General features: G+C 70.7%; 14 protein-coding genes. 7 read left to right on the forward strand and 7 right to left on the reverse strand.

All coding sequences use genetic code 11. The annotated features are described in order from the left end of the window. The first annotated feature begins 153 nt into the window (after positions 1-153). The 3 genes from ACFY1H_RS31445 (at position 154) to ACFY1H_RS31455 (ending at position 3,503) form a co-directional block, all read left to right on the forward strand. On the forward strand, positions 154-849 hold the full coding sequence (locus ACFY1H_RS31445) for a response regulator transcription factor (RefSeq protein WP_386952370.1): 696 nt from the start codon (positions 154-156) through the stop codon (positions 847-849). Continuing rightward, positions 846-1,892, forward strand: a complete 1,047-nt coding sequence (locus tag ACFY1H_RS31450) for an ATP-binding protein (protein ID WP_386952373.1) — start codon at positions 846-848, stop codon at positions 1,890-1,892. The genes ACFY1H_RS31445 and ACFY1H_RS31450 overlap by 4 nt, the downstream gene beginning before the upstream one ends. A gap of 72 nt (positions 1,893-1,964) precedes the next feature. After that, a complete protein-coding gene (locus ACFY1H_RS31455; protein WP_386952376.1) occupies positions 1,965-3,503 on the forward strand; it encodes a DUF4153 domain-containing protein in 1,539 nt (512 codons plus the stop codon). Here the strand turns inward: ACFY1H_RS31455 and ACFY1H_RS31460 are convergent. Together ACFY1H_RS31460 and ACFY1H_RS31465 are read right to left on the reverse strand one after the other, a co-directional pair. After that, entirely contained in the window at positions 3,500-3,871 is a 372-nt protein-coding gene (locus tag ACFY1H_RS31460; RefSeq protein ID WP_364066719.1) for an SSI family serine proteinase inhibitor, read from the reverse strand. The two genes, ACFY1H_RS31455 and ACFY1H_RS31460, sit on opposite strands and share 4 nt — an antisense overlap. A 28-nt stretch (positions 3,872-3,899) precedes the next feature. Further along, positions 3,900-5,549 carry a PucR family transcriptional regulator ligand-binding domain-containing protein gene (locus ACFY1H_RS31465; protein ID WP_366582571.1) on the reverse strand — a complete coding sequence of 550 codons (1,650 nt, stop codon included), beginning with the start codon at positions 5,547-5,549 and terminating at the stop codon, positions 3,900-3,902. Between the two features lie 146 nt (positions 5,550-5,695). On the opposite strand from ACFY1H_RS31465, the gene ACFY1H_RS31470 reads away from it, so the two are divergent. The 4 genes from ACFY1H_RS31470 (at position 5,696) to ACFY1H_RS31485 (ending at position 9,569) form a co-directional block, all read left to right on the forward strand. After that, positions 5,696-7,186 carry a CoA-acylating methylmalonate-semialdehyde dehydrogenase gene (locus ACFY1H_RS31470; protein WP_366582572.1) on the forward strand — a complete coding sequence of 497 codons (1,491 nt, stop codon included), beginning with the start codon at positions 5,696-5,698 and terminating at the stop codon, positions 7,184-7,186. A 115-nt stretch (positions 7,187-7,301) separates the two neighbouring features. After that, positions 7,302-8,168 (forward strand): aldo/keto reductase, encoded by an 867-nt coding sequence (locus ACFY1H_RS31475; protein WP_386952379.1) that lies wholly within the window; start codon positions 7,302-7,304, stop codon positions 8,166-8,168. Continuing rightward, positions 8,165-8,992, forward strand: a complete 828-nt coding sequence (locus ACFY1H_RS31480) for an oxidoreductase (RefSeq protein ID WP_386952382.1) — start codon at positions 8,165-8,167, stop codon at positions 8,990-8,992. Before ACFY1H_RS31475 ends, ACFY1H_RS31480 begins: the two co-directional genes overlap by 4 nt. Continuing rightward, positions 8,985-9,569, forward strand: a complete 585-nt coding sequence (locus ACFY1H_RS31485; protein WP_386952385.1) for a TetR/AcrR family transcriptional regulator — start codon at positions 8,985-8,987, stop codon at positions 9,567-9,569. Before ACFY1H_RS31480 ends, ACFY1H_RS31485 begins: the two co-directional genes overlap by 8 nt. A gap of 52 nt (positions 9,570-9,621) precedes the next feature. Here ACFY1H_RS31485 and ACFY1H_RS31490 read toward each other — a convergent pair whose 3' ends face one another. From ACFY1H_RS31490 to ACFY1H_RS31510, 5 genes are read right to left on the reverse strand one after another with little or no spacing between them, the layout of a single operon-like run. Beyond that, entirely contained in the window at positions 9,622-10,125 is a 504-nt protein-coding gene (locus ACFY1H_RS31490) for a hypothetical protein (protein ID WP_386952388.1), read from the reverse strand. Beyond that, on the reverse strand, positions 10,122-10,622 hold the full coding sequence (locus ACFY1H_RS31495) for a hypothetical protein (protein WP_386952391.1): 501 nt from the start codon (positions 10,620-10,622) through the stop codon (positions 10,122-10,124). Before ACFY1H_RS31495 ends, ACFY1H_RS31490 begins: the two co-directional genes overlap by 4 nt. Then, entirely contained in the window at positions 10,619-11,872 is a 1,254-nt protein-coding gene (locus ACFY1H_RS31500) for a WXG100 family type VII secretion target (protein ID WP_386952393.1), read from the reverse strand. Before ACFY1H_RS31500 ends, ACFY1H_RS31495 begins: the two co-directional genes overlap by 4 nt. Then, positions 11,869-12,192, reverse strand: a complete 324-nt coding sequence (locus ACFY1H_RS31505; protein ID WP_386952396.1) for a type VII secretion target — start codon at positions 12,190-12,192, stop codon at positions 11,869-11,871. The genes ACFY1H_RS31500 and ACFY1H_RS31505 overlap by 4 nt, the downstream gene beginning before the upstream one ends. Then, positions 12,192-12,806 carry a YbaB/EbfC family nucleoid-associated protein gene (locus tag ACFY1H_RS31510; RefSeq protein ID WP_386952399.1) on the reverse strand — a complete coding sequence of 205 codons (615 nt, stop codon included), beginning with the start codon at positions 12,804-12,806 and terminating at the stop codon, positions 12,192-12,194. The genes ACFY1H_RS31505 and ACFY1H_RS31510 overlap by 1 nt, the downstream gene beginning before the upstream one ends. Positions 12,807-12,904: the final 98 nt, after the last annotated feature.

A 12,904-nucleotide genomic window follows, 5' to 3' on the forward strand; every position in this document is an offset into this window, starting at 1 on the left:
GTCGATTGCGCTTCGCCGCCCGGCAGTGCATGACCTGCGTCACAATCTGCCGGTATCTTCTGCGCAAAGTGAACGAAACACGACGGCAGTTCTCCACAAGATCTCCACAGCTCACCCGGATGGCCTCCACGCCGGTTCCCTAGAGTCAGCGACATGGACAAAGGGGGACGGCGGGTGCTGGTCGTCGAGGACGACCTCACGATCGCCGCGTCGATCGCGGCCCGGCTGCGGGCCGAGGGGTTCACCGTGGACGTGGCCCACGACGGTCCGGCCGCGGTGGCGGGCGAAGCCGAGTTCGGCCCCGACCTCGTGGTGCTCGACGTGATGCTGCCGGGGTTCGACGGGCTCGAGGTGTGCCGCCGGATCCAGGCGCGGCGGCCGGTGCCGGTGCTCATGCTCACCGCGCGGGCCGACGAGACCGACCTGCTCGTGGGCCTCGGCGTGGGGGCCGACGACTACCTGACCAAGCCGTTTTCGATGCGCGTGCTCAGCGCCCGCGTGAGTGCCCTGCTCCGGCGGGTCGAACGGTCGGCGCAGGCCACGGCCCCGGAACGGATCGTGCTGGGCGACCTGGAGATCGACATCGACCAGCGCCGGGTGGCCCGCGGCGGCGTGCCCGCGCAGCTCACGCCCATCGAGTTCGACCTGCTGGTGCACTTCGCGCGCCGGCCGCGAGCGGTTCAGCCGCGCGAACGGCTGCTCAGCGAGGTGTGGGACTGGGACGTGCCGGCGGGCGGCGCCGGCACCCGCGCGGTCGACAGCCACATCAAGGCGTTGCGGCGCAAGCTCGGCGTGGATCTCATCCGCACCGTGCACGGGGTGGGCTACGCGTTGGAGGTGCCGGCGTGAAGGCGCTGCTGTCGAAGGCCGTCGACTTCCTGCCGCGGCCGCTCGACCCGATCCGGTCGATCAAGCTGAAGCTGGCGATCCTCATGCTGGCCGCGGGGGCGATCGCGTTTCTCTTCTTCTGGTCCCGCATCGGCTGGCTGCCGCCCGCGACCACGATCACGGCCATGCTCATCGCCCTGGTCACGTCGCAGATCCTGGCCCACGGCATGACCCGGCCACTGCGGGAGATGACGGCGGCGGCCCGGGCGATGGCGAAGGGCGACTACACGCGCCGCATCCGCGCGACGGCCCGCGACGAGGTCGGTTCGCTGGCTCAGGCGTTCAACCAGATGGCCGCCGACCTCGCGACCGCCGACCAGCAGCGGCGCGAGCTGATCGCGAACGTCTCGCACGAGCTGCGCACGCCCATCACCGCGTTGAGCGGCGTGCTGGAGAACCTGGTGGACGGCGTTTCGTCGCCCGACACCGCGACGCTGCGCACGGCCCTGCACCAGAGCGAACGGCTGGGCCGGCTCGTCACCGAGCTGCTGGACCTCTCGCGCATCGACGCCGGGACGCTGTCGCTGGACCTTTCGCGGGTGGACCTCGAGGATCTGCTGGCCGAGGTCGCCGCTGAGGCGGAGGCGATGGCCGCGGCGGCGGGGCGCGGTGTGCGCTTCGACGTGTCGGTGTCGCCGCCGGGCGCGTGTGTGCGGGCGGATCGCGAGCGGCTCTACCAGGTCGTGGTGAACCTGCTGGAGAACGCCGCTCGGCACGGTCCCGCCGGTGGCTCGGTGGAGGTCCGCGCGGTCGTGGCCGCGGGGGAGACCCGCATCGAGGTCCGTGACGAAGGCCCCGGCATCCCCGCCGCCGACCGCGACCGCGTCTTCGAACGCTTCACCCGCGGCGAACGCGCCGGTGGCGGAGGGACCGGGCTCGGCCTGGCCATCGCGCGCTGGGTGGTGGAGCTGCACGGCGGGACCATCGCCGTGGTCGAACCCCCGGCCGACGTCGTGCCCGGCGTGGCGCCGGGGTGCCGGATCCGCGTGACGTTGCCGGCCTGATCTTCCTGGCGCTTCCCTGGTGGGGAGCTGCCGCGCTTGATTATTTGCTAATGCGAATACGGAGGCTGTTTCGTGACCGAGGAAAAACCGAGGCCGGCCCACGCGGTGCCGCCGGGGAACGCGGTGGGTGGGACAGTCGAGGGGGCTGCCCCATCCACCGAAGGCGGCGTCGCCGTCGCGGAGCCGTTCACGCCGGTGCTGGTGCGGCCCGTACCGAGGTCGGTGGTGGTGCCGATGGCGGCCGGGGTGCTGCCGGCCGTCGCGGTCGCCGGTGTGGTGACCGCGACGCTGGTGCCGCTGGACCGGCCCGGGATCGGGTGGCTGCTGGCCGCGCTGGTGGTGACGGCGCTGATCGTGGCCGTGGATCGCCGGGCTCGCGAGGAGAAGACGACCCGGCGGGCGAGCGTCGCGTGGGCGGCGCTGGCGCTCGCGTTGCTGGCGGTCGGCGCGGTGCGGGCGTCGGAGTGGCTGTTCGGGTTGTGCGTCGTGGCCGCGATCGTGGCCGGATCGCTCGCGGTGGTGGGGCCGCGGTCGGTGAACTCGGCGCTCTACGACGCGCTCGCCGTGCCGCTGGAGGCGTTCCACGCGATCCCGTGGGTCGCGCGCGGGCTGCGGGGCCGCGGGACGCAGCGCGGTCGCGTGCTCGGCGCCGTGCTGGGGGCGGCGGCGGTGCTGGCGGTGTTCCTGCCGTTGCTGACGAGCGCGGATGCGACCTTCGCCCACTTCGTCGGGTCGCTCGTGCCCGACCTGCGCCTGGATTCGGCCGTGCGGTGGGGATTCCTGTTCTGCGCCGGCGCGTTCGGCACGGCCGGGGCGTACTACGTGCTGGCCTCGCCACCGCGCCGGGCGACCGACGGCGACCGCAAAGCCCAGGGTGACAGTCTCCTGTGGACGGTCCCGCTCGGGACGCTGGTGGTGCTGTTCGGCGCCTACGTCGTGGTGCGGATCGTGGAGTTGTTCGGTGGCCGGGACTACGTGTTGCGTACCGGTGGCCTCACGTCGGCCGAATACGCGCGCGGCGGCTTCTGGCAGCTGTGCGCTTGCACGGTGCTCACGTTGGGCATCATCGCGCTGGCGTTGCGCTGGGCGCCGCGGGAGACGGCCGCGGAACGGCTGCGGCAGCGGGTGCTGCTCGGTGCCCTGGCGGCGCTGAGCCTCGTGCTCGTGGTGTCCGCGTTGAGTCGCATGTGGACCTACCAGCAGGCCTACGGCTTCACCGTGCTGCGAGTGCTCGTGGAGGTCTGCGAGCTCTGGCTCGGCTGCGTGTTCCTGCTCGTCGGGGCGGCGCTGGTCACCCTGCGCTCGTCGTGGCTGCCGCGCGCGGCCATCGCGACGGCCGCCGGCGCGTTGCTGGCGCTCGCCGTCGCGAACCCGGAGGCGCTCATCGCCGGCGCGAACCTCGACCGCGCGGAGCACGGGAAACCGCTCGACCTGGCCTACCTGCGCGGGTTCTCCACCGACATCTTCCCCGTGGTCGCCGAACGGCTGCCGGACGCCGACTGCGTGCTCGGGCCGATGCGTTACGGGGTGGACGACGACAGCTGGCCCGGCTGGAACCTCAGCCGGGCCAGGGCACTCGACGTCGAGCTACCGCCACCGGGGCACTGCTAGAAGCCGAACACTCCCGCGGTCTGGGCGTCGGCCGCGCACTTGTTGGAGAACGTGGCGTGGAACGTGACCGGCTTGCCGTGCCACGTGCCGAAGGCGGCGGCGTCGACCGGGGAATAGATCATCGTGCAGCGCTGCAGCCGCGGCTTGATGTGGGCGATGTCGCCGTCGACGCCCGTGAGGGTGGCACAGGCCGCGTCGGACTTGGGGTGGCTGCCGCCGGCCGGGTCGCAGGTGAGCGAAACCGAGCTGAGACGGCCCGTCGTCTCGTGCAGGCTCAGCTGGAGGGTGGACGCGGGCAGCTGCGGAGCCGCCACACCACTGAGGCCGAGCACGCACGCGGCGATCGGAGCGAAAGAAGAAAACACCATACTTCGGCTATCGGTTGCCGGAAGCTGATCACTGTGCTGCACGTCCGGGTGAGTTTTCCTCCCCCGAAAGGGTGGGACCACTGGTCAGGTCGTGGGCCAGGAGCGCGACGTAGAGCGACAACATCGACTCCGGGTCTTCCAGCCGCACGCCGAGGACCTGCTCGATCCGCGCGAGCTGCTGGTAGTAGGCCGTGCGCGAGGTGTGGGCCGCGACGGCCGCCGCCGACTTGTTGCCGCCGTGGGCGCAGTAGTGCCGCAACGCCTGCACCAGCCGGCTGCCCGATGCGGCGTCGCGCTGCAGCAGCGGCCCCAGCTCGCGCGCGGCGAACGACGTCACGCGCTCGTCGTCGGCCAGCAGGTGCAGGAGCCCGCGCAGCCGGACGTCACGAAGGCGGTGCAGCGGCCGTTCGGTTTCTTCGCTCAACGCGGCCGCGGCCACCTGCGCGGCCTCGACCAGCGTCCGCCGGGCCTCGGCGGGCCCGGTCACGGTCGTGCCGACGGCGAGCACGGCGGGCGCGCTCGCGCGGGCTTCGTGGATGTCGGCGGCCAGCCGCTGCAGCACGGCGTCGGCGTGCGCCTCCGGCGAAAGGGCGAGCAGGGCCCGCACGCCCGTCTCGTCGGTCGCCACGAGCGCCGAGACCTTCGCCCGCCGCGCCGCCAGCGCCGTCGCCTCGGCCAGCTCCCGCAGCAGCAGCGGCGTCGACAGCGACTGCCGCGTGGTCGCCGTGATGCGCGGGCGCACCGCCAAGCCGATCAGCCGCCGCCCGGTCAGCGGCACGGCCAGTGCCGAGGCCCGCGCGAGCAGTTCCGCCGACGGCGCCGGCGAGGCCAGCAGCTCCGTGACCACGGCCCGGTGCGCCAGGCGTTCCAGTGTGTCGGAGTCGCGGGCCACCAGCCGGTGCACGGCCAGCGCCGACGCCGCGCGTTCGGCCACCACGCGGTGACGGTGCGGCGGCGGCTCCGCGCAGACGAGCACGAGCCGGCCCCAGTCGTGGCCGCGGGCGCCGACCACGGTCACGAGCCAGCCCGCGTTCGCGTGGTAACCCGTGCGTTCGCCGAGCTGCACCACGCGTGAGCGCGCCGGCCAGCCCGTGAGCAGCTCGGCCGGGTCCGTACCGGCCGCGTCGTAGGCGAGCACCTCGTGGGCCAGCGTCTCCAGCACCACCGGCTGTTCGGTCAGCCGGGTCACCTCGCCGAGCACCACCCCGGGCTCCGCACCCGCGACGGTGAGCGCGGTGAACGTCTCGTGCACCCGCTCGGCCGCGCGCAGCTCGGCCACCTGCGCGTCGACGATCAGCCCGTTCACGGCCTCGGTCACGGCGACGTAGCGGGTCTCGCGCGACAGCGTGATCAGCGGCAGGCCGCGGTGCTCGGCCGCCTCGACCAGGGCGTTCGGCAGGCGGTCGCTCCAGTGCCGGACCAGCTCCACCACCACGCCGGCCACACCCACCTCGGCGAGGTCGGCGACGTAGCGGGCGAGCGACGGGCCGTCGTCCGGCAGCGCGACGCCGGTGGTGAGCACCAGCTCGCCGCCGCGCAGGAGGTGGGCGATGTCGGCGACCTCGGCCACGTGCGCCCAGCGCACCGGCCGGTCGAGCCCGGCGCTGCCCGCGACGACGTGCGGCCGGCCCTGGCGCAGGGCCGGCAGCGCGAGCACCTCGGACACGGTCGGGTACATCCGGTTCTCGCCCCTCTTTCGCACACCGGCAGGCACAGACTGTACGGCCGGGCGCGGGACTCCGTACACGTTGCCGATGGCGTCCGCGTGGCGCGCGAGCCGAGACTCGGGGGAGACAAGCGCCCCGCGAGCGAGGAGCCGACGCTGTGACCGACCGCATCAGCCACTGGATCGACGGCAAGCCCTACACCGGCGTGGCCGGGCGCACGGGCGACGTGTACGACCCGGCGACCGGCGAGGTCCGGGCGAAGGTGGACTTCGCCGGCCAGGCCGAGGTCGACCAGGCGGTGGCGGCTGCCGCCGCCGCGTTGCCGGGTTGGCGTGGCACCTCGCTGGCCGGGCGCACGCGGGTGCTGTTCGCGTTCCGCGAGCTGCTGTCGGCGCGCAAGCACGAGCTGGCGAAGATCATCACGAGCGAGCACGGCAAGGTCGAGTCCGACGCGGCGGGCGAGATCGCCCGGGCGATCGAGAACGTCGAATACGCGTGCGGCGCCGCGCAGCTGCTCAAGGGCGGCTTCAGCGAGAACGCCTCCACCGGCGTGGACGTGTACTCGATCCTGCAGCCGCTCGGGGTGGTCGGCGTGATCTCGCCGTTCAACTTCCCCGCGATGGTGCCGCTGTGGTTCGTGCCCAACGCGCTGGCGTGCGGCAACACCGTGGTGCTCAAGCCGAGCGAGAAGGACCCGTCGGCCTCGCTGTTCATCGCCGAGCTGCTCGCCGAGGCCGGGCTGCCCGCGGGCGCGCTCAACGTGCTGCACGGCGACAAGGCCGCCGTCGACGGGTTGCTGGAACACCGGGACGTCAAGGCGATCTCGTTCGTCGGCTCCACGCCGATCGCGCGCTACGTCTACGAAACGGGCACCCGCCACGGCAAGCGCGTACAGGCGCTCGGCGGGGCGAAGAACCACATGGTCGTGCTGCCCGACGCCGACCTCGACCTCGCCGCCGACGCCGCCGTGTCGGCCGGGTTCGGGTCCGCGGGGGAGCGGTGCATGGCGGTGTCGGTGGTGGTGGCCGTCGACCCGGTCGGCGACGAGCTGGTGGCGAAGATCACCGAGCGGATGTCCCGGCTGCGCGTCGGCGACGGCCGCGAGCCGGAGTCGGAGATGGGTCCCCTGGTGACCAAGGCGCACCACCAGCGGGTGACGTCCTATGTGGACGCCGGCGTCGCCGAAGGCGCGGAGCTCGTGGTGGACGGGCGCGGCATCGAGATCGCCGGCGACGGTTTCTGGCTCGGCCCGACGTTGTTCGACCGCGTCGGACCCGGGATGTCGGTCTACACCGACGAGATCTTCGGCCCCGTGCTCTCGGTGGCGCGCGCGACGAGCTTCGACGACGCGCTCGGCCTGGTCAACGCCAGCCCCTACGGCAACGGCACCGCGATCTTCACCGGCGACGGCGCGGCCGCGCGGCGCTACCAGAACGAGGTGGAGGTGGGCATGGTCGGCGTGAACGTGCCCATCCCGGTGCCCGTCGGCTACTACTCGTTCGGCGGCTGGAAGGACTCGCTCTTCGGCGACACCCACGCGTACGGGCCCGAGGGGTTCCACTTTTTCACGCGCACGAAGGTGGTCACCTCGCGCTGGCCGGACACCTCGCACGCCGGGGTGAACCTGGGTTTCCCGAAGAACAGCTGATCTCCTGGCCCGGGGCAGCTTCGCGGGGTGCTGCACCCGGGTCAGGTTGGCGGGCTCGCCGGAACGGGCGTAAAGTGAACTGTACGTTCAGTTCACTTTTGAAGGAGAACGTTCCATGTCAGCACAGCCCGCGAAGTCGTCCGGCACGTTCGCGATCGGCGGGGACCTGCCCGTCGTGCGGCTCGGGTTCGGCGCGATGCAGCTGCCCGGCCCCGGCGTGTGGGGGGAGTCTCGTGACCCGGAGGGGGCCGTGCGCGTGCTGCGCAGGGCCGTCGAGCTCGGGGTCAACCTCATCGACACCGCCGACTCGTACGGCCCGTTCGTGGCCGACCTGCTCATCCGCGAAGCCCTGCACCCGTACGCCGACGACCTGGTGATCGCCACCAAGGCCGGCTTCACCCGGCAGGGCCCGAACCAGTGGATCCCCGTCGGCCGGCCCGAGTACCTGCGCCAGCAGGTGGAGCTGAACCTGCGCCACCTCGGCCTCGAGCGCATCGACCTGCTGCAGCTGCACCGCATCGACCCGAAGGTGCCCGTCGCGGACCAGGTCGGGGAGCTCGCCACGCTGCAGTCGGAGGGCAAGATCCGGCACATCGGCCTGTCGGAGATCTCGGTCGAGGATCTCGTCGAGGCGCAGAAGACGGCCACGATCGTCTCGGTGCAGAACCGCTTCAACCTGGCCGACCGGTACTCCGAGCCGCTGCTGGACCACGTGGCGAAGGAGGGCATCGCGTTCATCCCGTGGTTCCCGCTGGCCACGGGTTCGCTGGCGGGTCCGGACAGCCCGCTTTCGCAGGTGTCGAAGGAACACGGCGCGTCGCCCTCGCAGCTCGCGCTGGCGTGGCTGCTCAAGCGTTCGCCGGTGATGCTGCCGATCCCGGGCACGTCCAGCGTCGGCCACCTCGAGGACAACGTGGCGGCGGCCGAGATCGAGCTGACCGACGACGAGTTCGCGGCGCTGAGCAAGGCGGCTTCTCGATGAGCGTCTGGTTCGTCACCGGCGCGTCGCGGGGTTTCGGCCTCGAGATCGTGCGGGCGGCGCTGGAGCGCGGTGACCAGGTCGTGGCCACCGCGCGCCAGGCGTCGGCCGTGGAGAAGGAGTTTCCCGGCAATCCGTCGGTTCTGGCGGTGGCGCTCGACGTGACCGACGAGGCTGCCGCGGCCGCGGCCGTCGGTGCGGCTTTGGATCGGTTCGGGCGCATCGACGTGCTGGTGAACAACGCCGGCCGCGGCCTGCTCGGCGCCGTGGAGGAGGCGTCGGACGCGGCCGTGCGCGCGGTGTTCGACGCCAACGTGTTCGGCCTGCTCTCCGTGACGCGCGCGGTGCTGCCCGTGCTGCGGCGGCAGCGTTCGGGGCACGTGGTGAACATCAGCTCGGTCGGCGGCTTCACGACCGGCCCGGGCTGGGGCGTGTACGGGGCGACGAAGTTCGCCGTCGAGGCGCTTTCCGAGGCGCTGCACGGGGAACTGGCGCCGCTCGGCGTGCCCGTGACGGTGGTCGAGCCGGGCTTCTTCCGCACCGACTTCCTCGACTCGTCGAGCCTGCACCGCGCCGAGGACGAGATCGCCGACTACGCGGCCTCCGCCGGCGCGACCCGCGCGGCGGCGGATTCCCGCAACCACGAGCAACCGGGCGACCCGCGCAAGGCGGCGCTCGCGATCGTTTCCGTCGTGGCTTCTCCCTCGCCGCCCCTGCGCCTCCAGCTGGGCGCCGACTCGGTCGCCCGGGTGGAAGCGAAACTCGACTTCGTCCGCGACGAACTTTCCCGCTGGCGCGAGCTTTCGGTCTCCACGGACCATGCCTGACGACACGTCCTTGCGGCCCCGCAGCGCGCGCGCCCACGCGTGCGCGCTGTCGGCCGCGCGCGAACTCCTCGCCGAGGGCGGCCTCCCGGCCGCCACGGTCGACGCCATCAGCGCCCGGTCCGGCGTCAGCAAGGCGACGCTGTACAAGCACTGGCCCAGCCGCACCGCCTTGGCCGCGGAGGCCTTCGGGCGCGAGATGGCGGATGCCCTGCCGCTCCCGTCCACGGGCGATCCACGGGCGGACCTGGTGGAGCAGGTGCGGCAGGTTTCGGCGTTCTACGCGGGTGCGACCGGCGAGGTCTTCGCTCAGCTGCTCGCCGCGTGCGTCACAGACCCTTCGGCGGCCCCGTTTTTCCGGGAGTTCTTTTTGGACGGTCGCCGGGCCGCCATTGCCGTTTTGTGGCAGCGTTTGGTGGACGCCGGCCAGGCCGCACCGTCGGTGGACGCCGAGACGGCGACGGATGTTTTGTTCGGGCCACTCATCTTCCGCCGCCTGACGGGCCACGCGCCACTGACGGTCGCCGAGGCCGACGCGATCTCCTCGGCGGCGCTGGAGGGGTTGCTCAAGCGGGAATGACGTTGACGATCTGCCGGTTCTGGGCAGGGTGCGGCCGCGGCCTGGTCGGCGTTCACGAGGGGATCACGTTGATGATCAGCTTGGTCTTCGGGTACAGGCACAGCGTGTTGTTCCGCTCCGGCTTGATCTTCTCCCAGGTTTCGCGGTCGGTGGAATAGGTTTTCCCTCCGACGCGGACCTCCCAGCGGGCCATGGTGTGGGTACTGCCCGGGGAGTGGAACAGCCCGATCGGGTAGGCGTCCGTCGTCGGCGATCTGCCGAAGTCGTGGGTCCACCCGCTGACCACCACCAGCGGCCTGTGCAGGTCGCGGTAACGCCGGGCGCACAACACCAGGCACACCAAGGCAAGCAGCACGATGAACGGGAACGCGCCCAACGACTCGGCCCGCTGGGGCCCTTCGAACACGTTCGTGGCCGTCGGCAGCACCACGCACAGCAGCGCCGCGATCACCCCGACGACCAGGCACAGCCAGAACGTGAAGTCGAGGACGATGCGACGCTGCGACGGGTGGAGCCGCCCGGCGAGATTGGCCGTGGCGATTTCGTCGACGTTCACGACGGGATGACGTTCACGATCACCTTGCCGTTGGGGGTGAGGTAGATCGTGTTCTCGTGCTCGGGGCGGAACTTGGCGTGGACGTCGTGGTCGATCTGTCGCCTCAGGCCGTTGAAAGCGACGGTGTGCATCGGATTGCCGCCCTGGCTTTTGATTGTGTACAGCAGGATCGGGTAGTTCTTCGGCAGCGGTCGGCTCAGCGCAGCGTCGTGCGTGAAGCCCGTAAAGGTCGTGATCGTGCCTTTGCGGAGGAAGAGCAGACGGCGTACGCAGAAGACCAGGAGCACCAGCATGATGACGATGACCGGGACGGCGAACACGTAGCCGTACCCCTCTTGGTAACCGGGCATGCGCACCAGTGCGTAGAACCCGGCCACGAAGAGGACCACGGCGAACCAGAAGTAAAATTCCAGCACCTTGCGCCACTGTGAGGGGTGGAGCCGGCCCTCGCGGTTGAAGCGGTCGACTTCGGCCTGGTCCACGTTCTTGTCGCTCACTTGGACTTTTCCCCGCTGCCGCCTTCGGGCGCGCCGGCCTTCTCGCCTTCGCCACCCTCGGACTCTTCCTTGTGTTCTTTCTCGTAGGCTTCGGATCCTTCGTGGTACCGATCGGCTTGCTCGTTCATCTGACGGCGTGTTTCGGAGCCGACGCCGACGGTGTCGGCCGGCTTCCAGTCCGGAACCCCGTTGCCCGTCCCCCACTCCGAGGGCTTGAGGAAACTGCGGCCGTCTTCGGAGTACTTCTCACCCAACTTCGTTTCGTTCTCGGTCTTCGGGAAAAGGTAGTCCGCCGTGCCTTCCTTCCACCCCTCGGCGCGCTCGGCCGCGGTCTTGGCGTGGGCGGCGTCTTTGAGTTCGCCGCCCTTCTTCTCGAGGTTCACCGCGGCGTCGAGGCTCTTGTCGGAGATCTTGTCGGCGACCTTGCCGAGCTTCTGGAGCGCCTTGGACGCTTCCTCGATCGCGCCCTTGGCCTTGCCTGCGCTCTCGGCGAGCTTGTCGAGCTTCGCGACGATCTGGGTGATCCGGCTGCTGATCTTCTCCGCGAGGATCCCGCCTTCGACGACGGTGTCCGCGATGAACGCGGCGATCGTGCCGCCGAACGTGCACCACGAAGCGGCGAGGGCGGCGAGCGCCTTGATGATCAGTTCGCCGACGAAGGACGAGATCATGTCGCGGATCAGCCCGCGTTCGGTGCCGACGAGTGCGCCCGCGACGTTCATCGCGCCCGAGGCGCCGGTGGCCTGCCCGGCGGCGCCTCGCAGGACCGCGACGTATCCCTGCGCCGACTTCTGGTATGCCTGGCCACCAGCGCCCTGGAAGTCCGGCGCCACTTTCGCGGCGGCCTGTTCGTACTGGTCCGCGCTCGCCGAGAGCTGCTTGGAGATGTTCGTCCAGGTCACGGCCTTGGCGGTGATCTCCTCGGGGTTGCCCGCGAGCTTGTCGAGCCCCTCCTTGAGGAAGCTGATGTGCTCGATCAGCCAGCCGACCCCGGCGCTCGCCAGCGAGCCGAGCGGGTCCATCGCCATGCCCAGCAGGTCGAGACCGTCCGTCGCGACGTCCATGCCGAAGTTGAGCCAGTCACCGTTGCGAAAATCGGTGATCGACGACGCCGCGTCGCTGAAGATGCCGCTGCCCGCGTACTGAGCGTTGAGGTTGTCCAGCTCGTTGCTCGATGAACCCATCTGGGTCATGAGCCCACTCGACGACTCTGTGGTCGCGACCAGCGGGTTCTCCTGCGTCTCGGTCATGCCGGGAGCTCCTTGCCGAACGAGTTGACCTTGTCCTTCGTGTTCTGTTCGTTCGTGTCGTAGTGGTCGTGGGCTCGCTGGAGCTTGTCGGCCATGCCGTCGGCGCACGTGGCGACGACGCCGATGAAATCCGTCGCCGACGAGAGGTACGTCTGCAAGGGGAGGGCGAACACCTGCCCGACGAGACCGAACGCCCAGTCGTTCAAGGCCTGACCGGACGCCGTCGCGTCGGCGGCGGTGTGGACTCCGGCCGCGATGTCCTGCACCTCACCCTTGTGCGTCTGCAGAGCCTCGAGATTCACCTGCTGCGTGCCGGCCATCAGTAGCCCCTCCCCAGGATCGAGCCGCCGTTGTAGTAGTCGTCGTCATCGGAGGTGTCGGCCGCGGGGCGCGAAGGGCGGGCCGGGGGAGCGGGTGGGCGCATCCCAGGAGCCCCAGGAGTCCCGGGAACCCCAGGAGCCGGCGGCCGAGGAGGAGGCGGTTGCGTGCCACCGTCCTCGTCCCGATTGAAGAATTGTCGCGTTTCCGGCGGCGCCGGCGGTTGTTCCTCGGGCACTTCCGGAGTCGGAATCTGCTCGTCGAGGAATTTCATCGCGTCGCTGTTTTCGCCGATGAGGGGGGCCATGATGGCGTGCAGCTGCTGGGCCGCCTGGGCCTGGGCGCGGTGTGCGGTGGCGACGACGGCGGCGGCGAGTGCGCTGCGGCTGATCTCGTCGGCGCGGGGGCCGAAGCTGAGCTGTTGCAGGGCTCCGCTGGTGTTCACGGTGACGGTCACCGCGCCGTCGTTGCTCGTCGCCGTGGCGGCGACGCGCTTGAGGCGCTCCTGGGCCTCCGCGGCTCGCTGTCCGATTTCGGCGATTTCGGGTGCGCGCCCGTTATTGTCCACGACTGCCCTCGGCTCTTGGGGATTCACCACGTTCTTCTGAGGCAGCAAACCGGTTAACGGTTCCCCTAGCAAGCGAAGATTTCATTTGTCCGGTTCGCCGTTATTAATGGCTATTTGCCATTCTTTTACTTTCGCCGGGCTGCCGC

The organism is Amycolatopsis sp. NPDC001319, from assembly GCF_042896185.1.
Lineage (GTDB): Bacteria > Actinomycetota > Actinomycetes > Mycobacteriales > Pseudonocardiaceae > Amycolatopsis.

Excerpts from the sequence above, each read along its gene's own strand:
- ACFY1H_RS31445 (WP_386952370.1), top strand. The coding sequence starts at position 154 with ATGGACAAAGGGGGACGGCGGGTGCTGGTCGTCGAGGACGACCTCACG.
- ACFY1H_RS31460 (WP_364066719.1), bottom strand. The coding sequence starts at position 3,871 with ATGGTGTTTTCTTCTTTCGCTCCGATCGCCGCGTGCGTGCTCGGCCTC.
- ACFY1H_RS31465 (WP_366582571.1), bottom strand. The coding sequence starts at position 5,549 with ATGTACCCGACCGTGTCCGAGGTGCTCGCGCTGCCGGCCCTGCGCCAG.
- ACFY1H_RS31475 (WP_386952379.1), top strand. The coding sequence starts at position 7,302 with ATGTCAGCACAGCCCGCGAAGTCGTCCGGCACGTTCGCGATCGGCGGG.
- ACFY1H_RS31480 (WP_386952382.1), top strand. The coding sequence starts at position 8,165 with ATGAGCGTCTGGTTCGTCACCGGCGCGTCGCGGGGTTTCGGCCTCGAG.
- ACFY1H_RS31485 (WP_386952385.1), top strand. The coding sequence starts at position 8,985 with ATGCCTGACGACACGTCCTTGCGGCCCCGCAGCGCGCGCGCCCACGCG.
- ACFY1H_RS31500 (WP_386952393.1), bottom strand. The coding sequence starts at position 11,872 with ATGACCGAGACGCAGGAGAACCCGCTGGTCGCGACCACAGAGTCGTCG.
- ACFY1H_RS31505 (WP_386952396.1), bottom strand. The coding sequence starts at position 12,192 with ATGGCCGGCACGCAGCAGGTGAATCTCGAGGCTCTGCAGACGCACAAG.